Genomic DNA, 20651 nt, shown 5'->3' on the forward strand with positions numbered 1-20651 from the left:
TGTGCCTGTGTAACCCCCGTTTCACCAGGAGAACAGAGATGACCGATACCAGCCAAATCCGCGAACACATGGAAGTCATCGGCGCCGATGGCGTCCACGTCGGCACCGTCGACCGGGTCGAGGGCGACCACATCAAGCTGACCAAGAAAGATTCTTCGGCCCAGATCGAAGGCGCCGAGGGCCAGCACGAAGGCCACCACCACACGATCCCGCTCGGCCTCGTCGCCGACATCGAAGGCGATCAGGTCCGCCTGAGCGCGACGGGCGCGAACGCCCAGAACTTCGAGGAGGAAGCCGACTGACGGCGTTGCCTTTGAGCGAAGCAAACGAAAAGGGCCGGCATCGCGCCGACCCTTTTCTGTGCGTGCAAGGGGAGAATCCGTTCAGTCCTCGGGCGTCTTCACCTCGACACCGAACGGGGTCTGCTGGTGCTGGACGACGACCCAGTCCTCGTGGGCGAGCCGGCGGATCGTGCTGGTGCACAGCGCGCGGTAGGTTTCCTCGCCCCGGCTCGCCTTCACGCGATACCCGATCACGATCAGCCCTTCCTCGGGGCGGCTGACGCGGGTCTCGGCGAAATCGACCTCTTCCCAGCGCGGCGTGTCCTCTACCGCGGCGGTCGCCGCGCCGCCGTCGAACAGGAACGGCTGCGCGGGCAGCGCCATCACGCAATCGTCGGCCACCTTCTCGCGGTAGACGTCCCCGCCGCCGAGCCACAGCTCGCGCTCGAATTCCCAGATGCGATCGTCGTTCATGAACTTCTCCTTCGCCCGCTCAACGCGCGGGGCGGGGAGACGTTCTCGTGCGCGAACGCGTCAGGCCGTCACTGGCAGGCCAGGCACTCGTCGTAGTCCGTCGTCGGCAGTTCGTACTTCGCCGCCTCGGGGGTGTTGTCGGCTTCGACGCCGCCCGCGAAGCCGGCGCGCTGCACGGACTTCGACCGCAGGTAGTAGAGGCTCTTGATGCCCTTTTCCCACGCCTGGAAGTGCAGCATCGCGAGGTCCCACTTGTCGACGTCGGCTGGGATGAAGAGGTTCAGGCTCTGCGCCTGGTCGATGAACGGCGTGCGGTCGGCCGCGAATTCGAGCAGCCAGCGCTGGTCGATCTCGAAGGAAGTCTTGTAGACCGCCTTTTCCTCCGGCGTGAGGAAGTCGAGGTGCTGGACGCTGCCGCCCTTTTCGAGGATCGAGTTCCACACGTTGGTGGAATTCTTGCTCTTCGAATCGAGCAGTTTTTCGAGGTAAGGGTTCTTCACGATGAAGCTGCCCGACAGGGTCTTGTGGGTGTAGATGTTCGCCGGGATCGGCTCGATGCAGGCACTGGTGCCGCCGCAGATAATGCTGATCGAGGCGGTCGGCGCGATCGCCATCTTGCAGCTGAACCGCTCCATCGCGCCGGCATCGGCGGCATCGGGGCAAGGGCCACGCTCCTGCCCCAGGACGAGGCTTGCCTCCTCCGCCTTGGCGCTGACGTGCTTGAACATCTTCAGGTTCCAGACCTTGGCCATCGGGCTTTCGAAGCCGATGCCCTTCTTCTGAAGGAAGGAGTGGAAGCCCATCACGCCCATGCCCACGCTGCGTTCGCGCATCGCGGAATACTTGGCGCGGCCCATCTCGTCGGGCGCGCGGTCGATGTAGTCCTGCAGCACGTTGTCGAGGAAGCGCATGACGTCTTCCACGAAAGCCTTCTCGCCTTCCCACTCTTCCCACTTTTCGAGGTTGAGCGAGGACAGGCAGCAGACCGCGGTGCGATCGTTGCCGAGGTGGTCGACGCCGGTCGGCAAAGTGATCTCGGAGCACAGGTTCGAGGTGGAGACCTTGAGGCCCAGATCGCGGTGATGCTTGGGCATCATGCGGTTCACCGTGTCGGAGAACACGATGTAGGGCTCGCCGGTGGCAAGGCGCGTCTCGACCAGCTTCTGGAACAGGGCGCGTGCATCGACGGTCGCGCGGACCTCGCCCGTCTTGGGGCTGGTGAGGTTCCATCCCTCGCCCGCGCGGACCGCCTCCATGAAGGCATCGGAAATGAGCACGCCGTGGTGCAGGTTCAGCGCCTTGCGGTTGAAGTCGCCCGAGGGTTTCCGGATCTCGAGGAACTCTTCGATCTCGGGATGGCTGACGTCGAGATAGCACGCGGCCGAACCGCGCCGCAGCGAGCCCTGCGAAATCGCCAGGGTGAGCGAATCCATCACGCGCACGAACGGGATGATGCCGCTGGTCTTGCCGTTGAGGCCGACCGGCTCGCCGATCCCACGCACGTTGCCCCAGTAGGTGCCGATGCCGCCGCCGCGGCTGGCGAGCCACACGTTCTCGTTCCAGGTGCCGACGATACCGTCGAGGCTGTCGCTGACCGAGTTCAGGTAGCAGCTGATGGGCAGGCCGCGGTTGGTGCCACCGTTCGACAGCACCGGGGTCGCCGGCATGAACCAGAGCTTGGAGATGTAGTCGTAGAGCCGCTGGGCGTGGTTCTGGTCGTCGGCGTAGGCATCGGCCACGCGGGCGAACAGGTCCTGGTACTTCTCGCCCGGAAGCAGATAGCGATCGTCGAGCGTTTCCTTGCCGAACTCGGTCAGCAGCGCGTCGCGCGATTCGTCGGTGACGATCGTGAAGCGCCGGTCGGCGATCTTCTTGCTGTCGTCGGCCGGCTTGACCGCGGCCTTCACCGCCTCGCCCATCGCACCGGCCATCGCTTCGGCGGCCTTTTCGGTCACCAGTGCGTCGCTACCCATATCCGCCTTGTCCATCGTCATCGCCGCGCTCTTGCTGCTGGTGGTCGCCGGTTCGCTCTCGGTCGCGGTCGCCTCTGCAATCGTGTCCTCGAGCCCCATCGCCGCTTCGTCCCCAGTCCTGAAATCCATGTGTCCCCGCCCGCCCTGTCGTTTCGGGAGCAACGGGGTTCGGTTAGCCCCGATGTTCCGCCTTCGTTCGATTCGGAGCCGAAGTGCCCCGAGTATCATTTCCGGGTTCGCGAAAGGGGAAAACTTTTCCCCGGATTCGTCCCCGGACGGGCGCCGGGCGGTCCCGCAAGGCGCAGTTCGGGCCTGCCGGTACCACATGGTGCCGCCGGCATGCGAAAACTAGGTCTTGTGGGTCCCCCTCAGGCACCAACCACTATCCATAGTGAATCATGCGGGACTCGCGCGCAATAGGGTGAAGCCGCCGTTAACCCCGATCGAGCGTTGGAGTGGCAGGGTGTCATGCGCCGCTACGACACCGCGACGCGGCGGAATTCCTAGGCCCGCACGGCGCGCAACCCGCAAACCGCATTCTGCCGATATTTTTTTCTCCACGGTGCGGCGCGGCAGGATCGGATCCGAAGCGGCAATTTTCGACTCCGGACCGGAAATGTGCGGCAACGATCAATCGGCCATGCAGGCGCCCGGATCGTCAGCCTTGCTGCGTGCCGTCTGATTCTGGTCGGGGCCCGGCGGGACAGCCGCGACCAGACACGGGTCGTCATCGAGCCTCACGACGAGCAGGTAGCTCGTTTCGGGCGCGGGGTGCGCTTGTTCCGCCACATCGTAGCGCACGATCATCGAATCGGGCGCGAACGACGCGGCGCGCGGGCCTCTCCATTCGACGTTCCTGCCGAAGCTGCTGAATCCTCCGCCGCCGATTCGCGCGGTCGGCACCCGGTAGAGTTCGCTTGACGGGGGGACGAGGGTGAGAAGCTGGCGCGCGTCCGAATCGAGGACCTGCAGCGAATACGAGCCCGCACCGGGGCAAGCGACTTCGGTCATCGGCATCTCTTCGCGTTCCTGCCTGAGGATCTTGCAGTTATCGAGCGACGTGTAGCGATAGGTCCGGCCGGCGACCGGCGAGGGGGCGGGCTCGGGCGCTGCAATCGTTCCGCCGGGCGATGGCGCTCCGGCGTTGCCTGCAGGTCGGCCCTCGCCGGCAGCTATCGTCGATGCGTCGGCCGCGTCACGCTCCCGCTCCCCGGTCGCGGGGTCGGGCGAACAGGCGGCGACCGACGCGAGGGCTGCGGCGAAAACGGGCAAGGCAATCGGGCGACCGGAAATGCGCATGACCGGAAAAACGAACAGCGGAGCGGCGCGGTTCCGGTTCGATCACGCGGCGGCCTGTTCGCCCTTCGCGTTGCCGGCTACCGCATCGGCGACTTCATCCACCAGTTCGAGCGGCAGGTCGTGGCCCCAGCCCGGGATCGTCCGGATTCGCGCGCCGGGTATCGCGGCGGCAACGTCGTGGCCGTTCGCGACCGGGATCAGCGGATCTGCCTCGCCGTGGAGGACGAGGGTGCGCACGTCGAGGGACTTCAGCATGTCGCGCCGGTCGCCGTCGGCGATGATGGCGGCCATCTGCCGTGTCGGCCCCTCGGGATAGACGCTGCGGCGCACGTTGGCTCGGGTGCGTTCGCGCACCGCGTCGATGTCGCGCGGGAAGCCGGGGCTGCCGATCACGCCGGAGAGGTACACCCCGTGCTCGACCAGAACGTCTTCCTCCAGGCTGGCGGGCCGCTTCGTCAGGGCCCTGATCGCCTCGGGCTTCGCGCGCGGCATCTTGGGGTTGCCGGTGGCGGTGAAGACCAGCGTCAGGCTGTCGGTCCTGCCCGGGTGCCGCGCGGCGAAGTGCTGGGCGATCATCCCGCCCATGCTGGCCCCCACGATATGCGCATGCGCGATGCCGAGCGCATCGAGCAGGCCCGCCCCGTCGTCGGCCATGTCGGCGAGCGTGTAGGGCACCTTGGGCGTGAGGCCGATCTTCGACAGCAGGACGAGCTTGACGGGGCCGGGCGCCTTCACCCCGTCGAACTTCTGGGACAGGCCGATGTCGCGGTTGTCGTAGCGGATCACGCGGAAGCCGCGCTCCACCAGCGCCTCGACCAGCTCGATCGGCCACAGGGTCAGCTGCGCACCGAACCCCATGATGAGGAGAATGACCGGATCGGCGGGATCGCCGTGATCCTCGTATTCCAGCGTGATGCCGTTGGCTTCGATCTGGGGCATGGTCGGTTCCTCGGAAGTCGGGTGGGGCGGAGTTACGGAACCAGCACGGTGTCGCGCGGAACGGGGTCCGTTTCGGGGTAGTCGAGCGTGTAGTGCAGCCCGCGGCTCTCGTGGCGCTTCAACGCGCTGCGGACGATGAGGTCCGCGCACTGGTGCAGGTTCCTGAGCTCGACGAGGTCGGTCGTGACGCGGAACGAGCCGTAGTAGTCCTGGATCTCCCGCCCCAAGAGCTCGATCCGGTGTGCCGCGCGCTCCAGCCGCTTGGTCGTGCGCACGATGCCGACGTAGTTCCACATCATTCGCCGGATTTCGGTCCAGTTCTGCTTGATGACGACTTCCTCGTCGGAATCGGTGACGCGGCTTTCGTCCCATTCCCGGATCGCCGGGGGCTCATCCATCTCGTCCCATGCCTCGAGGATGTCCTTCGCCGCCGCCTCGCCGAAGACGAAGCATTCGAGGAGCGAGTTCGAGGCGAGGCGGTTGGCGCCGTGAAGGCCGCTTTCGGTCACTTCGCCGGCGGCCCACAGGCCGGGCAGGTCGGTGCGCGCGTCGAGCCCCACCAGCACGCCGCCGCAGGTGTAGTGCTGGGCGGGGACCACCGGGATCGGCTGCGTCGTCATGTCGATGCCGAGGCCGGTCAGCTTCTCGTCGATGTTGGGGAAGTGCTCGCGCACGAATTCGGGGGCCAGGTGGCTGATGTCGAGATGGACGCAGTCGAGGCCGTAGCGCTTGATCTGGTCGTCGTTGGCGCGGGCCACGATGTCGCGCGGGGCAAGCTCGGCGCGTTCGTCGTACGAAGGCATGTAGCGTTCACCCGTTTTCGGGTTCTTGAGGATGCCGCCTTCGCCGCGCACCGCCTCGGTGATGAGGAAGTTCTTGACCTCTAGGTTGTAGAGGCAGGTCGGGTGGAACTGCATCATCTCCATGTTGGAGACCCGCGCGCCCGCCCGCCAGGCCATCGCGATCCCGTCGCCCGTGGCGCCGCGCGGGGCGGTGCTGAACTGGTAGACGCGGCCCGCGCCGCCGGTGGCCAGCACGGTCGCGCGCGCGACGTGCGCCTCCACCTTCCCGGTTGCCTCGTCGAGGGCATAGACGCCCCATACGCGCCCGCTGCCCGAATACTTCTCGCCGTTGCGGCCCGTGATCAGGTCGATGCACGCGCGCCCCGCCAACATCGTGATGTTGGGGTTCGCTTCGGCCGCCCTGAGCAGCGCTTCCTGTACCGCCCAGCCGGTCGCATCGTCGACATGGACGATCCGGCGGTGGCTGTGCCCGCCCTCCCGTGTCAGATGAAGGGTGTCGGTGTCCCTGTTGAACGGAACGCCCAGTTCGATCAACCGATCGATCGAGGCGGGCGCGTTCTCGATGACGAATTCGACCGTCTCCAGCCGGTTCAGGCCCGCGCCGGCGACCATCGTGTCACGGATGTGGTCCTCGAACGTGTCGCCCGCGTCGAGCACTGCCGCGATCCCGCCTTGCGCCCACGCGGTGCTGCCGCCGGTCAGCGACCCCTTGGCGAGCACCAGGACCGATCGCGTTTCGGCGAGCGCGAGGGCCGCGGTAAGCCCGGCGGCGCCGGAGCCGATGACGATGACGTCGTATCGGGAAGCGGATCGGGCGTCGGAAGAAGCGTTCATCCGCGGCTTATTGCCCGCGGCGAGGGGAGGCCGCAAGCGGCGCGCGATTCATCCACATACGGCAATTTCTGAACGGCTCGGCGCGCGGCAGTTTCCGGCGCCCGCGTGCCGGGATAATCGAACAAACGACAGGGGACATGGACGGGAAGGGTCGCGATTCTATGAAGATCGCTCATTTGGCGTGCGCGTTCGGCCGCCACAGCGTGGATGCAGGCAAGGCGCGCAAGGTGCACGGCGGTATGGTCGGCCGCTGCCGGCATTGCGCGACGCCGATGGAAGAAGTGATGCCGCAGCACTGGACCGTGCAGCACGTGCGCGACGCGGGTCTCGGCGACCGGATGCTCGGCTGAAGCGGTTCAGGCGGGGCGCGATACGACGAGGCAATAGCCTGCGTCGATCGCGTTCCGATCCATCAGGTGGCCGTATTCGGCTTCCCAAGCCCCGCTGGCGAGATCGGCTGCAAGGCGGTCGAGCCCGTCCTGCGTACCGTCGATCTTCCAGAACGAGCTGATGCCCTTGCGGATTTCGGGGTCGAGGTAGGCCGCGGGCCGGCGCCAGTAGGCGTAGAGGAAGCCGTCGGTGCAATCGGCGGGGATGGGAACGGGCACGATCTCCACGTGGCCGAGGACGTCGCCGTAGAGCGATAGCTTGGGCATGATGGCGGCATCGAGTTCGGCGAGCTGCGGCCAGTAGTCGAGGATCCAGGCCACCCGATTGTCGGGGTCGAAGGTCAGCAGCACCACCGGCCCGCGCGAGACGCGGCGCATTTCGCGCAGGCCCTGCGCCGGATCGGTCCAGTGATGGATGGTCAGCACCCCCATGACCGCATCGAAGCTGTCGTCGGCGAACGGCAGCGCCTCGGCCGCGCCTCGCACGCACGGGGCGGCGCCCGCGGGCCGCTGGGCGATCATTTCGGCGGACGGTTCGAGCGCGGTGACGTCGCGATCCGCCGGCTCGTAGCTGCCCGCGCCGGCCCCGACGTTGAGCACGGTGCGCGCATCGCCGAGAGCGTCCTCGATCATCGCCGCGATGCGCGGGTCGGCGCGGCGCAGGTCGGCATAGTCGATGCCGATCGTGTCGTAGATCGGCGCTGTATCAGACATTGCTGGTGAGGCTGACGAAGACGTCCTCGAGGTCCGCCTCGCGCGTCGTCACGTCCTCGATCACGAAGCCCTGGTCCTGCACCAGCGCGAGCACCTGCCCGGCGGTCAGCTTGTCCTTGTCGTAGGTGATCGCGACGGTGCGCTCGCCCTTCTTCTCGGCCTTCTTGAAGGCGGCGTGCGCGGGCGGCTGGCCCATGTCGCGGTCGACCGTCACCTCGACGACCTTTTCCGCCATCATGCCGACGAGTTCGCGGGTCGGCTTGTCGGTGATCAGTTCGCCGTGATTGATGATGGCGATCCGGTCGCAGAGCTGCTCGGCTTCCTCGAGGTAGTGCGTCGTCAGGACCACGGTCACGCCCTCTCGGTTGAGGCGGGTCACCAGCTCCCACAACTGCTTGCGCAGTTCGACGTCGACGCCGGCGGTCGGTTCGTCGAGCACGAGGATGGGCGGCGAATGGACCATCGCCTTGGCCACCAGCAGCCGCCGCTTCATCCCGCCCGACAGCGTGCGGGCATAGGCATCGCGCTTGTCCGACAGGTGCACTGCTGCGAGCAGTTCCTCCGACCGGCGCTGGCCCGCGGGAATGCCGTAGAAGCCGGCCTGGTTCTCCAGCACCTCGAAAGGGGTGAAGAACGGGTCGAAGACAATTTCCTGCGGCACGATGCCGATGCTGCGCTTGGCATTGCGCGGGTTCTTCGCAATGTCGAAGCCCCAGATTTCCGCGTTGCCGGCGGTCTTGTCGACGAGTCCGGCCAGGATGTTGATGAGGGTAGACTTGCCCGCGCCGTTGGGGCCGAGCAGGCCGAAGATCCCGCCCTGCGGCACGTCGAAGCTCACGCCCTTCAGGGCCAGCTTCCCCTCCTCTCCCTTGATGCCGGCATAGCGCTTGACGAGGTTGGCGATGCGGATCGCGGGGGGCGTGGTCATGGGCAGGTCGCGTACTGATGTTGGGTGCAACCCGCAACAGCGGGTGCACGGGCGCCGTTGCGCGCCGCCCGCAACATCGGTATCCGCCGCTCCATGAGCATTCCCCCGCCCGAAGTAACCAAGGTGATCCAGCGCCGCGTCTGGTGCGACGGCGCGACCGACATCCGCAGCGGCGCGCACTATCGCCCCGCCGCGCTCGGCCATCCCAAGGTCTGGCTGGAGATCGACGAGCACGGCTACGTCGATTGCGGCTACTGCGACCGCCGCTTCGTGCTGGAAGGCGGCCCCGCCGACGGCGCCGACCAGGCAAGCCTCGTCGACATCTCCGAAGGAAGCGATCCGGGCCACCGCTAACTAGGAGCCGGTCGCAATTGCATCGCGCGTTACCTACATAGCGCCTGATGACATCCGATCCCCACAGCCTGATCTATGCCGACGGCAAGCTCGATCCCGACGAGGCGAAGGCGCTTGCCGCCGAAACGCTGCGCGGTTGCGACGATGGCGAACTCTACCTCCAGTTCGCCGCGAGCGAGAGCTTCGTCTTCGACGACGGGCGGCTGAAGACCGCGGACTATTCGCGCGATGCGGGCTTCGGCCTGCGCGGTGTATCGGGCGAGACGACCGGGTTCGCCCATGCGAGCGAGATCAGCGCCGGCGCGATCCGCCGGGCGGGTGAGACGCTCCGCCTCCTCGATCCCGCGAAGGGAGCGCGGGCCGCCCCGCCGCCGCGGTCGAACCGGCACCTCTATACCGATGCCAGTCCGCTCGACGGTATCCCGTTCGAGCGGAAGGTCGCCCTTCTGGAGCGGATCGACGCCGCCGTCCGGGCGAAGGACCCGCGGGTCGTGCAGGCGACGGCGAGCCTCGCCGGATCGTGGACCGGGATCGAGATCGTGCGGCCCGACGGTTTCATTGCGCGCGACATCCGCCCGCTGGTCCGGCTCAACGTCTCGGTCGTCGCCGAGTCGGGCGGGCGTCGCGAGACCGGCAGCTTCGGCTTCGGCGGACGGTATCTCTACGACGACCTGTTCGACGAGGCGAACTGGATGCGCGCGGTGGACGAGGCGGTGGCGCAGGCGCTCGTCAATCTCGAAAGCGTGCCCGCCCCCGCCGGTGAGATGACCGTCCTGCTCGGTCCCGGCTGGCCGGGCGTTCTGCTGCACGAGGCGGTCGGCCACGGGCTCGAGGGCGATTTCAACCGCAAGGGCACCAGCGCGTTCTCGGGCCGCATCGGCGAGCGTGTGGCGGCCCCCGGGGTCACGGTCGTTGACGACGGCAGCATCGCGAACCGCCGCGGCTCGCTCAGCATCGACGACGAGGGGACGCCCACGCAGGAGACGGTGCTGATCGAGGACGGTATCCTCAAGGGATATATGCAGGACCGGCTCAACGCGCGACTGATGGGCGTCGCGGCCACCGGAAACGGACGGCGCCAGGGCTATGCCCATGCGCCGATGCCGCGCATGACCAACACCTTCATGCGGGCCGGGGCCGACGATCCGGCCGAACTGCTGTCGCGCGTGAAGAAGGGTATCTTCGCCAAGAGCTTCGGCGGCGGTCAGGTCGATATCGTCAGCGGCAAGTTCACCTTCGGTTGCACCGAGGCCTATCTCGTCGAGAACGGCAAGCTGGGCGCGCCGATCAAGGGTGCGACGCTGATCGGCAACGGGCCGAGCGTGCTCACCCGCGTCACCGGCATCGGCACCGACATGGCGCTCGACGAGGGCGTCGGCATGTGTGGCAAGGGCGGGCAGAGCGTGCCCGCCAGGGTCGGCCAGCCGACGCTGCTGGTGGGCGGACTGACTGTCGGCGGCACGGCCTGAATGGTCAGCACCGGTTCAGCCGCCTCGTGCTACATGGGCCGGGTCATGAGAAGAATCGCCTGCATAGCTCTCGCCGTTTCACTCGCCGCTCTCGTGGCGGCCCCCGCCGCCGCCGACCGGGCCGATCGCGGCGAGGCGCGGCTGGCGAAGATGCTGGACGGGCGGGTCGCCGGCGCGCCGGAGGATTGCATCCGCGACTTCGCGCAGGAAGGCATGACGGCCGTCGACGGCGTGGGCTTCGTATTCCGCCGCGGCGATACCCTGTGGGTCAACCGCCCGGCTGCGGCCAACTTCGTCGACGACGGCGACCTGCCGGTGATCGAGAAGTGGAGTTCCTCGCAGCTGTGCGTCCACGACCGGGTGGAGATGCGCGACCGGCTGTCGCTCATCCCCGGTCCCGTCCTTACGCTCGGCGAATTCGTCCCGTTCCGCCGCCCGACACCCGGAGACATGCAATGATCCGCTCCAAACGCCTACCCTACTTCGTCGCCCTCGCTGCCATCGCCGCTACGGCTGCCATTCCGGCCCAGCTTTCGGCGGGAGAGCGGCGGACCGGCGAACAGAAGCTCGCCAAGATGCTCGAAGGCCGGGTTGCGGGCGAGCCGGTGAGCTGCGTCGATACCTATCGCAATCGCCAGTCGCAGATCGTCGAAGGCGCGGCGGTCGTGTACGGCTCCGGCCGCACGATCTGGGTCAACCGGACAGCCCGTCCGCAGGATCTCGACCGGTGGGATGCGATGCTGACGAAGCAGTTCGGCACGCGCCTCTGCCGCCAGGATATCGTGACGACCTTCGACACGTCGACCGGGATGTACACCGGCAACATCTTCCTCACCGACTTCGTACCCTACACCCGCGCGAACTGACGGGCGCCGTGGCCGCCGCCCCGCGCCGCTGGGCGGCGGACCTGCTGTATTTCTGGTTCCACGAACTGTCGCCCGCCGATTGGTGGGGCGGTTCGCCCGCGCTCGACGCGCGGATCGCACGGCGGTTCGGCGGCGACCTCGCGATGTTGCGCACGCGTTGGGCGAGCGAGTTTCTGTCCGACCCGCTGACGGCGCGGGCGGCGATCCTGCTGTTTGACCAGGTGCCGCGCAACGTGCATCGCGGCACGGCGGAGGCCTTCGCCACCGATCCTCTGGCCCGCGCCATCGCGCGCGGCGCCATGGCGAAGGGGTGGCACCTCGGCTTGCCGGACCGCGAGCGCGCCTTCGTGGGCATGCCGCTGATGCACAGCGAGGGAATCGCCGACCAGCGCGCCAGCCTCGCGTTCTTCCGCACCATTCCTGCGAACTTTGGCTTTGCTCGGGATCACTGGCGGATGATCGCCCGTTTCGGGCGGTTTCCCCACCGCAACCCCATCCTGGGGCGACGCTCGACGGCGGCCGAAAAGGCTGCGGTCGCGGCGGGGAACGCGTGGTAACGATGTGCGGTGTAGCCATATCGTGAAGACAGAACAGCAAAGGGAGGAGATCGCCATGAACACCCCGCAGCAGCCAGTGGGCTCGCCTTTCGGATACCGTTCGACCGCCCGCGAGGCGATGGCGGGGCAGGACCTTACCGGCAGACGCATCGTCGTCACCGGCGGCTATTCCGGCATCGGCACGGAGACGGTGCGCGCACTGGCGGGTGCGGGCGCCGAGGTGATCGTCGGGGCCCGGCGCGTCGAAGCCGCAGAGGGAGTGCTGGCTGGCATTGGCGGATCCGTCGCGATCCTGCCGCTCGATCTGTCGGACCCCGCATCCATCGACGCATTCGCCGACGCCGTCGCGAACCGGTGGGACGCGCTCGACATCCTGATCAACAACGCCGCCGTCATGGCCAGCCCGCTCACCCGCGATGCGCGCGGGTACGAGGGGCAGTTCGCGACCAACCATCTCGGGCATTTCCAACTGACTGCCCGCCTCTGGTCCTTGCTGGCGACCGGCGGCCATGCGCGCGTCGTGGCGCTGTCCTCGATCGGGCACCGTCTCGGCGCCCCCGACCTCGACGACCCGAACTTCGAGCGGCGCGACTACGACAAGTGGCAGGCATACGGCCAGGCCAAAAGCGCCAATGCGCTGTTCGCGCTCTACCTCGACCGGCTGGGCGAACCCCACGGCGTGCGCGCCTTTTCGGTCCACCCGGGGGGGATCATGACCCCGCTCCAGCGGCATCTCAGCCGAGAAGAGCAGGTCGCGATGGGCTGGATCGACGCGGACGGAAACGTCAACGAACGCTTCAAGACGACCGAGCAAGGCGCCGCCACCACGGTCTGGGCGGCGACCTCGCCGCTGCTCGAGGGCAAGGGCGGGGTCTATTGCGAAGATTGCGACGTGGCCGCCCCGGCGAGCGCGGACCGGCCGACGGGCGGCGTCCATCCGCACCTGCGCGACGAGGGGCTGGCCGAACGGTTGTGGGCCCTGTCCGAGGAGATGACCGGGGTGCGGTTCAGGCCGTAGGACGCGCGGCGGCGGCGTAGAACTCGCACAGGTCGTTCACCGGACACACGGGACACTGCGGGCTGCGCGCCTTGCAGATACGCTTGCCGAGCTGGATCAGCCAGAAATGTCCCTCGTGAAACGCCCAGGCGGGCGCGCGCGCCTCCAGCTGCCCGGCGGTCTTGTCGGCAGTCCTGGCGTTCGTCAGCCCGATACGGTTGCAGACGCGGTGGACGTGGGTGTCGACCGCGATGGTGTCGGTGCCGAACGTGAACTGCAGCACGATGTCGGCGCACTTGCGCCCGATGCCGGGCAGCGCCATCAGCCCTCCGCGCGTGTCGGGCACCACGCCGCCGTGCCGATCGAGCAGCGCGGCGCAGAACGCGCGGATGTTGCGCGCCTTCATGTTGTAGAGACCGGCGGGCTTGATGGCCGCGGCGATCGCCGCGTCGTCGAGCTTCAGCATCGTGCGCGGGGTGCGGGCGAGCCGGAACAGCGCCTTCGTGGCGGCGGCGGTGTTGCGGTCGAGCGACTGGGCCGACAGCATGCAGGCGATGCAGCTGCGGAAGGCGTCGGGCTGGCCCTTGGGACCCTTCGCCCCCCGCGTGCGGCCTGGCATCGCCTGCGACAGGCGGCGGAACACCTCTTCGACTTCGTCCTCGCCCAGCATGAAGCCCTAGCGGTCGGGAACGCGCGCGGTTCCGGCGGGGCAAAGCGACAGCGCGGGGCACTCGGCACACAGCGGCGCGGCGGGCCGGCAGAACTGCTGGCCGAGCTTCTTCATCAGAAGGTGGTGCTCGTCGAATTCGGCGGCAGTCCATTCGGGCGGCATAGCGGGCATCAGGCTGTCGAAGGCGCGGATCGTGTCGGCGCGCGGCGGCACCAGCTTCATCCGCTGGCTGACGCGGATGTGGTGGCTGTCGAGCACCAGCGCGCGCCGGTCGAAGGTGCTGGCGTTCATAACCCCGGCGGCGACCTTGCGCCCAACGCCGGGCAGGCTTTCCAGCCACGCCATCGCGTCTTCGGTGGAGAGCGCGCCGAGGTGCGAGAGGTCCATACGGCCGATCCGCTCGACTACGCCGCCCAACGCCGATTTGACCCGGGCGGCGGCAATGTCGGGAAAGGTTTGCGTCGCGAGCTCGGCCTCCAGTTCCTCCACCGGCGCGGCGGCGACCGCGTCCCACGAGCCGTAGCGGACGAGCAGGCGTTCGGTCGCGGCGTTCGACGTCGGCGTCAGTGTGCGCGCGCCGATCACACCCTGCACCAGCACCCATTCGGGCTTGCGCCAGTCCGCCGCGGCACGGTCGATGCGGCCGAAGCGCTGGATCATCAGCGCCTGCAATCGGCGCAGCACATCGGTGCGCGGATCGGGGCCGAAGTCGAGCTGGTTCACCGGATCGCCACTGGTACGCGCTCGGCGGACAGGTCGACGATGAGGTCGGCGGGCTCGCCTGCCAGCATGGCTCGGGTTATCCGCTCGTAATGCTGGACGAAGCGGGCGAGGGCGGCGGGCGGCATGGCCCGATCCCCGAGATGCGCTTCCTGCTCGCCGCGCCATCGCTCGACGACGGCGAAGGACGGCGCGCGAAGCACGACGGTGAGGTCGAGGCGGCCGAACAACCCGGTGTAACCGGTCGCCAGCCGATCGTTGACCCAGCGCCGCCATATGCCATCCGCGTCCTCGAACCGTTCGAGTGCGTTGACCGGTTCGGCCAGTTCGACCGCCGGCTGCGGCAATGCGCCGACGCACCAGCCTTCAAGCAATACGACATCGACCGGGCCGGCCACTGTCCGCGACCCGGCACGGTCGTCGTTCGCCTTGTCGAACACCGGCACGTGCGCGCTGCCGCCGGCGAGCAACACATCGAGCGCATCCGACAACAGCCCGACATTGTGCGTCCCCGGCACCCCTCGCGTGGCGAGGAGCGGGTGCACGTCTTGCGACAGCATCGCCCGCTCGGCGCGGGTGAGGTAGAAATCGTCGAGCGCGAGGATCGCGGTGTGCAGGCCCCGGTCCGCCAGCAACGCGGCGAGGCGCGGGGCCATCGTGCTCTTTCCCGAGCCCTGCGATCCCGCCAGCCCCACCAGGACCGGGCGGCCCAGCGCGGTGTGACGCCCGGCGACGGCGAGCCCGGCCGCCGCGTCAGCAGCGGGCCAGCCTAGGTCCGGCTCTGTCCGGTCGGGCATAGCGAGAGCGCGGGGCATTCGGGGCACTTGGGGTTCTTCGGCGTGCAGATCTCGCGGCCCAAGTCCTTCATCAGCATGTGGTGTTCGTCGATCGTGGCCGCGTCCCATTCGGGCGGAAGTTGCGGCATGAGCGCGTCATAGGCCTTCGCGGTATCTTCGCCCGCGGCGATCAGCCCGAGCCGCGCGAGAATGCGAAGGTGGTGCGTATCGAGCACGAGCGCGGGCTGGTCGAGCGTGGTGGTGTTCACGACCTGCGCGGCAATCTTGCGCCCCGCGCCGGGCAGCGCCTCGATCCACGCGACGGCTTCCGACGTATCCATGCTTTCGAGCAGCGACAGGTCGACGGTGCCGACTCGCTCACGGATCGCGCCGAGCACCCCATGCACCCGCTTCGCCGACTGGTTGGGAAACCGAACGCCCTTGAGCGCTGTGACAAGGTCTTCGAGCGGCAGCGCCGCCACCGCGTCCCACGATCCGTTCTCGGCAAGCACCCGGTCCGCCACCGCACTCGACGCCTCGCTCGGCATACGGCTACCGATCAGCCCCTGCACCAGCGACCATTCCGGCGCGCGGCGATCTTCAGGGGCACGGAGCATGTGCCCGAAGCGCTGTACTAGCGCGTCCTGCAGGCGGCGGAGGATTTCGGTTGCGTGGATCTCGGCGGCTCCTTCCGTCGCCGAGCGATTTGGCCGGATTGATCCCCCGGATCAATCCGTGTCGCAAATCACTCCCATTCGATCGTGCCCGGCGGCTTGCTGGTGTAATCGTAGACCACCCGGTTCACACCCTTCACCTCGTTGACGATGCGGGTCGCCACGCGGCTGAGGAAGGCGGCATCGAAGGGGTAGACGTCGGCCGTCATCCCGTCGGTGCTTGTCACCGCGCGCAGGGCGAGGACGTGGTCGTAGGTGCGATAGTCGCCCATCACGCCCACGGTGCGGACCGGCAGCAGCACCGCGAAGGCCTGCCAGATCGCATCGTAGAGGCCGGCGCTGCGAATCTCCTCGAGGTAGACCGCATCGGCCTTGCGCAGGATGTCGCAGCGTTCCTTGTCGACCGCGCCGGGGATGCGGATCGCGAGGCCGGGGCCGGGGAAGGGGTGCCGCCCGACGAAGATGTCGGGCAGGCCGAGTTCGCGGCCCAGTTCGCGGACCTCGTCCTTGAACAGCTCGCGCAAGGGCTCGACCAGCGCCATGTTCATCCGTTCGGGCAGGCCGCCGACGTTGTGGTGGCTCTTGATCGTGACCGAAGGCCCGCCGGTGAAGCTGACGCTCTCGATAACGTCGGGATAGAGCGTGCCCTGCGCGAGGAAGTCAGCGCCGCCGATCTTGCGGGCCTCCTCCTCGAACACGGTGATGAATTCGGCGCCGATGAATTTGCGCTTCTTTTCGGGGTCGGTGACGCCTTCGAGGCCCGCCATGAAGCGGTCTTCCGCATCCACCACCACCAGCGGGATGTTGTAGTGGTCGCGGAACATCGTTTCGACCTGCTCGCGCTCGTTGAGGCGCAGCAGGCCGTGATCGACGAATACGCAGGTGAGCTGCTCACCGATCGCCTCGTGGATCAGGATCGCGGCGACCGAGCTGTCGACCCCGCCCGAAAGGCCGCAGATCACCCGCCCGCTGCCGACCTGTTCGCGGATCTGTGCGATCTTCGTCTCGCGGTAGGCGGCCATCGTCCAGTCGCCCGCAAGACCGCAGACCTTGGTGACGAAGTTGGCGATCAGCTTGCCGCCGTCAGGGGTGTGGACGACCTCCGGGTGGAACTGGGTGCCGTAGAACTTGCGGCTCTCGTCGGCGATCACCGCGAAGGGCGCGCCGTCGCTGGTGGCGACGACCTCGAAGCCGGGGGCGAACCGGGTGACCTTGTCGCCGTGGCTCATCCACACCTGATGCCGTTCGCCGACCTCCCACAGCCCGTCGAACAGCGCGCAAGGCCGCGTGACGGTGAGGAACGCACGGCCGAATTCGCCCTCCCACTCGCCTTGGTTGCCGGCCTCGACCCGGCCGCCGAGCTGGTGGCTCATGACTTGCTGGCCGTAGCAGATGCCGAGGATCGGCAGGCCGGCCTCGAACAGCATCTGGGGCGCGCGGGGGCTGCCTTCCTCGGGCACCCCGGCGGGCGAGCCCGACAGGATGATGCCCTTGGGCTTCAGGCGGTGGAACGCCTCCTCCGCCTGGGTGAACGGGGCGATCTCGGAATAGACCCCCGCTTCGCGCACGCGCCGGGCGATGAGCTGGGTCACCTGGCTGCCGAAATCGACGATAAGGATGGAATCGGGGAGGGTCGCGTCGTCCATGCGGGCCGTTAAGCGAAGCCCTTCGCCCGAGTCCAGCAACGGCAGCGCGTCCTCCCCGATGAAGCGTTACGACATTGGAACGAACAGTTGCACCAAACGCAACACATCGCGCCGTTTTCTCATTTGTGAAAAGTGCGGCGCAAGATTATTTCGGGCGCCGAAGCCGGGCTGCATCCAGTCCTCTCCCCCGTGTGATGGGGCACCCCGGCATCGCCGACCGGCCCCGTCCCCCCGAGTAGGCCCGTCGGCGAGTTCGCCCCGTCCGCCCCGATGCGGATGCGCGCGACGTGAAACGGGGCGGCTGGCCACTCCTCTCCCTCCCAGGCCGCCGCCCCGTATTCATTCCCCCATCGCTCAGGCCGGTTGCGGCAGCGTGTCGGCGATCGTCCTGAGTTCGGTTTTCAGCAACTTGCCGATGTGGCTGCGCGGCATCTCGTCGATCGCATGGAGCATCGCGAGCCGCTGGGTCTTGCCGAGCTTGCCGTTGGTATCGGCCATGATGGCCGGCAGGTCCGCCTCGCCGGCGCCGCCCGCCAGCCGGACGAAGCCGACCGGGGTCTCTCCCCACTTGTGGCTCGGTACGCCGATCACCGCGGCTTCGACCACCCGCGGATCCGCCTCGAGCGCCGTTTCGAGGTCGCTCGGGAAGATGTTGAACCCGCCCGAGATGATCATGTCCTTCGCACGGCCGACGAGTTCGACGAAGCCGTCGGCGTCGATCCGTCCGATGTCGCCCATCCGCTGCCAGACCTCGCCGGTCTCGGGATCGGTCCAGTACCCTTCGCGCGTCTTGGCGTCCTGGTTCTTGTAGCCCGACATCATCGTCGGCGACCGCCCCACGAGGTTGCCCGGCGTCCCCGGCGGCACCGGCCGATCCTCGTCGTCGAGGACTTTGAGCTCGCTCACCGGAGAGGGGCGGCCGACGGTGTGCAGCTTGTCCGGAAACTCGTGCGCGTTGAGCAGGCACACGACGCCGCCTTCGGTCATCGAATAGATTTCGGTGAGCGTGCCGGGCATCCGGTCCAGCACCTCGCGCTTCAGCTCGGCGGAAAACGGCGCGGAGGTGCAGTACTTCACCGCCAGGTTCGACAGGTCGAAGTCGCCGAAGGTCGGCTCGGCCATCAGCCTCTGATACTGGACCGGCACCAGCATCGTCACGCGCGTCCTGTCGGCTTCGGCATGGGCGAGCCAGCGCCTGCTATCGAACTTGCCCATCACGCGCACCGTGCCGCCCGCCAGCAGCGGGGCGAGGAAGGCCACCATCGTGGTGTTCGAATAGAGCGGGGTGGAGGCGAGGCTCACCGGGTCCATTCCGCTGGCGGCGAACGCGCTCGCCGTGGTGGCGAACTGCCGCCAGCGCATCAGGTGCGAATGGACGATGCCCTTCGGGATGCCGGTCGTGCCGCTGGAATAGATGATGTTGAACGGATCGCGCTCGTCCGGATCGAACGGCGGAGCGGTCGTACCCGCAGGCGCCATCCAGTCGCCCAGTTCTTCGTCGAGGACGATGCGGGTCATGCCGGGAAACGCGTCGTCGCCGAGTTCGGCCAGCTTCGCACGATCGACGAAGATGTGCTTCGCCCCCGAGTCCTTCGCCATGCCGGCGAGCTGCTCGGCACTGGCGCTGGTCGTGAGCGGGGCCGCGACCCCGCCCGCGCGCACCGCGGCGAGGAAGACGAGCGCATAGGGAACCGTGCTGGTCCCGAGGATCGCCACAGACTGGCCGCGCTCGAGCCCGTCCTCGATGAGGCGCGCGGCGATCCGCTCTATCCGGTCGCCGAGCTCACCCCACGTGATCTCGCCATCCTCGTCGCGCAGCGCGGGCTTTCCGGGCTGTACCCGCGCCCAGTCTGCCAAGACCTGCGGAAAGGAGCCATAGGGCTGCGACAGGCCGGCGGTGATGCCTTCGGCGCTCGTAATCGGGTCATTCATTACTGCCGGTCCTTGTCGCCGCTCTCTGCCGTTTGATCGTAAGCCGTGAATTGAAGGCGATCGAGACGCCAAGCGGGATAGGGAGCCATGAGTTCTTCCGGGGAGGGGACGGGTCCCGGATCGGCGACGTTCTCAACCGAAGCGTAGATGTAGCGCCCGGACTCGCGAAGACGGACCGTGGCACGGGGCCAACGGTCCAGCAGGCGTTCCTTGAGTTGCCGGGCATCGTCGGCAATGTCGGAACTTTCCAACGCGCGAGGGGCACCATCGAGCAATTCGGCGGCGGCGGTCCGGATGTTTTGATATCCGTCCTTCAATATCGAGATCGCGATGAATAGCGCGGCTGCGCTGTCGGCCCACCAGTATCCCAGACCGATCCCCATCACACCGACTACGCCGGCCAGACCCGTCTGCCAGTCGGCTTTCTGCATGAGTGCGTCGGTATGCAGGACCTTGTCCCGCAGGCGTTCGGCGACGGGCTGCTTCATCCGGCCCAGGACGACGGGCGGAACGATCGAGTAAACCAACGCGGCGACCATCAGCCATCCCAGCCAGATGTCGCGCCCGAACAGGGTTACGGGCGGAACGGTCGGATGTTCTCCCATCAGGAGGGTGGTCGCGCTTTCGTAGAACAGGAATCCGCCCACGAGTGCCAACGCGACCGCGGCGATCAGGAAGGCCAAACTGTTGAAACGGACGAAACCGAAGGGGAATTTTTCCGTCGATCGCTTCGGTTCAAGCCCTGCGGCGACGAGCCAGGTCACCGCCGGTACGAGGCTGAGCACGTCTTCGATCAGCGCGCTTTGCATGGCCTTGCTTGCACCCATGGTGAAATACATCGCGGCGATGATCGAACTCATCCACGCCAGCGTCCACCATTCGAGCCGGCGAGCCCGTGCGAAATCGGCCCGTATCTCCTCGGGAATGCCGCTCATGGGGCCGACCCCTCCACCAGGTCGATCCAACCGTTCTCGCCGTTTTTGAAGGCGAAGCGCGTGAGGCGCATCGACTTGGGCGGAGACGGCGGGCCACCCGGCGGCGTTCCGAAATGAACCGCGGTGGCCCATGGCGAATCGTCGGCGAAACGGCCCAGGACGATATCGAACCGGTCATCCTCCAGCCCTTCGAGAAGCTCCTCGCCATGCCCCCGGACCGAGACGACGCGCGCGCCGGTTTTCCGCGCGACGGTGGCAAGGGTCGCAAGACTTTCCGGATCGGGCGTAACGCCCGCTATGATTCCGAGACGGATCGCCCCCCGTTCGCGGATGCGACTTTCGGTTTCGCCGGGGTCGCGCGGTATGTCGCATCCTGTAAGCGTGACCAGACCCAGCGCTATCGCAAGATAAATCCGCATCA

23 protein-coding genes are annotated in these 20651 nt (G+C 67.5%); 8 read left to right on the top strand and 15 right to left on the bottom strand.

All coding sequences use genetic code 11. From position 1 onward, the window contains the following. The first annotated feature begins 38 nt into the window (after nucleotides 1-38). Nucleotides 39-302 (top strand): DUF2171 domain-containing protein, encoded by a 264-nt coding sequence (locus tag D4766_RS08595; protein WP_120717087.1) that lies wholly within the window; start codon nucleotides 39-41, stop codon nucleotides 300-302. Between the two features lie 81 nt (nucleotides 303-383). Here D4766_RS08595 and D4766_RS08600 read toward each other — a convergent pair whose 3' ends face one another. The 5 genes from D4766_RS08600 to nadB form a co-directional block, all read right to left on the bottom strand. Beyond that, nucleotides 384-755 (bottom strand): DUF4440 domain-containing protein, encoded by a 372-nt coding sequence (locus tag D4766_RS08600; protein ID WP_120717088.1) that lies wholly within the window; start codon nucleotides 753-755, stop codon nucleotides 384-386. A 68-nt stretch (nucleotides 756-823) separates the two neighbouring features. Then, the gene (locus D4766_RS08605; protein ID WP_120717089.1) at nucleotides 824-2857 is read right to left on the bottom strand and encodes a ribonucleoside-diphosphate reductase subunit alpha; all 2034 of its coding nucleotides are present in this window, start codon (nucleotides 2855-2857) and stop codon (nucleotides 824-826) included. Between the two features lie 501 nt (nucleotides 2858-3358). Then, nucleotides 3359-4000 (bottom strand): hypothetical protein, encoded by a 642-nt coding sequence (locus D4766_RS08610; protein ID WP_162935716.1) that lies wholly within the window; start codon nucleotides 3998-4000, stop codon nucleotides 3359-3361. A gap of 69 nt (nucleotides 4001-4069) precedes the next feature. Next, nucleotides 4070-4966, bottom strand: a complete 897-nt coding sequence (locus D4766_RS08615; RefSeq protein ID WP_120717091.1) for an alpha/beta fold hydrolase — start codon at nucleotides 4964-4966, stop codon at nucleotides 4070-4072. Nucleotides 4967-4998: 32 nt separating this feature from the next. Continuing rightward, entirely contained in the window at nucleotides 4999-6603 is a 1605-nt protein-coding gene (gene nadB, locus D4766_RS08620; protein ID WP_120717092.1) for an L-aspartate oxidase, read from the bottom strand. Nucleotides 6604-6764: 161 nt separating this feature from the next. Here nadB and D4766_RS08625 point away from each other — a divergent pair, with 161 nt between their 5' ends. Then, complete coding sequence (locus D4766_RS08625; RefSeq protein ID WP_162935717.1) at nucleotides 6765-6953, top strand: hypothetical protein; 189 nt, start codon at nucleotides 6765-6767, stop codon at nucleotides 6951-6953. A 6-nt stretch (nucleotides 6954-6959) separates the two neighbouring features. Here D4766_RS08625 and D4766_RS08630 read toward each other — a convergent pair whose 3' ends face one another. Both D4766_RS08630 and D4766_RS08635 read right to left on the bottom strand, forming a co-directional pair. Next, nucleotides 6960-7706, bottom strand: coding sequence for a class I SAM-dependent methyltransferase (locus D4766_RS08630; protein WP_120717094.1), 747 nt, complete (start codon nucleotides 7704-7706; stop codon nucleotides 6960-6962). Continuing rightward, nucleotides 7699-8634, bottom strand: coding sequence for an ABC transporter ATP-binding protein (locus tag D4766_RS08635; RefSeq protein ID WP_120717095.1), 936 nt, complete (start codon nucleotides 8632-8634; stop codon nucleotides 7699-7701). Before D4766_RS08635 ends, D4766_RS08630 begins: the two co-directional genes overlap by 8 nt. A gap of 93 nt (nucleotides 8635-8727) precedes the next feature. On the opposite strand from D4766_RS08635, the gene D4766_RS08640 reads away from it, so the two are divergent. The 6 genes from D4766_RS08640 to D4766_RS08665 are packed head-to-tail and all read left to right on the top strand — an operon-like array spanning nucleotide 8728 to nucleotide 12898. Further along, nucleotides 8728-8988: a zinc-finger domain-containing protein gene (locus D4766_RS08640; RefSeq protein ID WP_120717096.1), complete on the top strand. Its 261-nt coding sequence runs from the start codon at nucleotides 8728-8730 to the stop codon at nucleotides 8986-8988. A 47-nt stretch (nucleotides 8989-9035) separates the two neighbouring features. After that, on the top strand, nucleotides 9036-10457 hold the full coding sequence (gene tldD / locus D4766_RS08645) for a metalloprotease TldD (protein ID WP_120717097.1): 1422 nt from the start codon (nucleotides 9036-9038) through the stop codon (nucleotides 10455-10457). 45 nt (nucleotides 10458-10502) lie between these two features. Continuing rightward, complete coding sequence (locus tag D4766_RS08650; protein WP_162935718.1) at nucleotides 10503-10916, top strand: hypothetical protein; 414 nt, start codon at nucleotides 10503-10505, stop codon at nucleotides 10914-10916. Continuing rightward, nucleotides 10913-11323: a hypothetical protein gene (locus tag D4766_RS08655; RefSeq protein ID WP_120717099.1), complete on the top strand. Its 411-nt coding sequence runs from the start codon at nucleotides 10913-10915 to the stop codon at nucleotides 11321-11323. Before D4766_RS08650 ends, D4766_RS08655 begins: the two co-directional genes overlap by 4 nt. 8 nt (nucleotides 11324-11331) lie before the next feature. Next, entirely contained in the window at nucleotides 11332-11880 is a 549-nt protein-coding gene (locus D4766_RS08660; protein ID WP_120717100.1) for a DUF924 family protein, read from the top strand. Nucleotides 11881-11935: 55 nt separating this feature from the next. Beyond that, nucleotides 11936-12898: an oxidoreductase gene (locus D4766_RS08665; RefSeq protein WP_120717101.1), complete on the top strand. Its 963-nt coding sequence runs from the start codon at nucleotides 11936-11938 to the stop codon at nucleotides 12896-12898. Here the strand turns inward: D4766_RS08665 and D4766_RS08670 are convergent. From D4766_RS08670 to D4766_RS08705, 8 genes are all read right to left on the bottom strand, one after another. Next, the gene (locus D4766_RS08670; protein WP_120717102.1) at nucleotides 12888-13547 is read right to left on the bottom strand and encodes an endonuclease III domain-containing protein; all 660 of its coding nucleotides are present in this window, start codon (nucleotides 13545-13547) and stop codon (nucleotides 12888-12890) included. The two genes, D4766_RS08665 and D4766_RS08670, sit on opposite strands and share 11 nt — an antisense overlap. 6 nt (nucleotides 13548-13553) lie before the next feature. Then, nucleotides 13554-14270, bottom strand: a complete 717-nt coding sequence (locus D4766_RS08675; protein WP_234024752.1) for an endonuclease III domain-containing protein — start codon at nucleotides 14268-14270, stop codon at nucleotides 13554-13556. Then, a complete protein-coding gene (locus D4766_RS08680) occupies nucleotides 14267-15082 on the bottom strand; it encodes a kinase (RefSeq protein ID WP_120717103.1) in 816 nt (271 codons plus the stop codon). The genes D4766_RS08675 and D4766_RS08680 overlap by 4 nt, the downstream gene beginning before the upstream one ends. Beyond that, nucleotides 15037-15660 (bottom strand): endonuclease III domain-containing protein, encoded by a 624-nt coding sequence (locus tag D4766_RS08685; RefSeq protein ID WP_120717104.1) that lies wholly within the window; start codon nucleotides 15658-15660, stop codon nucleotides 15037-15039. The genes D4766_RS08680 and D4766_RS08685 overlap by 46 nt, the downstream gene beginning before the upstream one ends. A gap of 128 nt (nucleotides 15661-15788) precedes the next feature. Next, nucleotides 15789-17363, bottom strand: coding sequence for a glutamine-hydrolyzing GMP synthase (gene guaA, locus D4766_RS08690; protein WP_120717105.1), 1575 nt, complete (start codon nucleotides 17361-17363; stop codon nucleotides 15789-15791). A gap of 354 nt (nucleotides 17364-17717) precedes the next feature. Next, entirely contained in the window at nucleotides 17718-19295 is a 1578-nt protein-coding gene (locus D4766_RS08695; RefSeq protein WP_120717106.1) for a class I adenylate-forming enzyme family protein, read from the bottom strand. Further along, the gene (locus D4766_RS08700) at nucleotides 19295-20155 is read right to left on the bottom strand and encodes a cation diffusion facilitator family transporter (protein WP_234024753.1); all 861 of its coding nucleotides are present in this window, start codon (nucleotides 20153-20155) and stop codon (nucleotides 19295-19297) included. Before D4766_RS08700 ends, D4766_RS08695 begins: the two co-directional genes overlap by 1 nt. 71 nt (nucleotides 20156-20226) lie before the next feature. After that, nucleotides 20227-20649: a type 2 periplasmic-binding domain-containing protein gene (locus tag D4766_RS08705; RefSeq protein ID WP_162935719.1), complete on the bottom strand. Its 423-nt coding sequence runs from the start codon at nucleotides 20647-20649 to the stop codon at nucleotides 20227-20229. Nucleotides 20650-20651: the final 2 nt, after the last annotated feature.

Origin of the sequence: Tsuneonella amylolytica (assembly GCF_003626915.1) — a bacterium.
GTDB classification, from domain to species: Bacteria; Pseudomonadota; Alphaproteobacteria; order Sphingomonadales; family Sphingomonadaceae; genus Tsuneonella; species Tsuneonella amylolytica.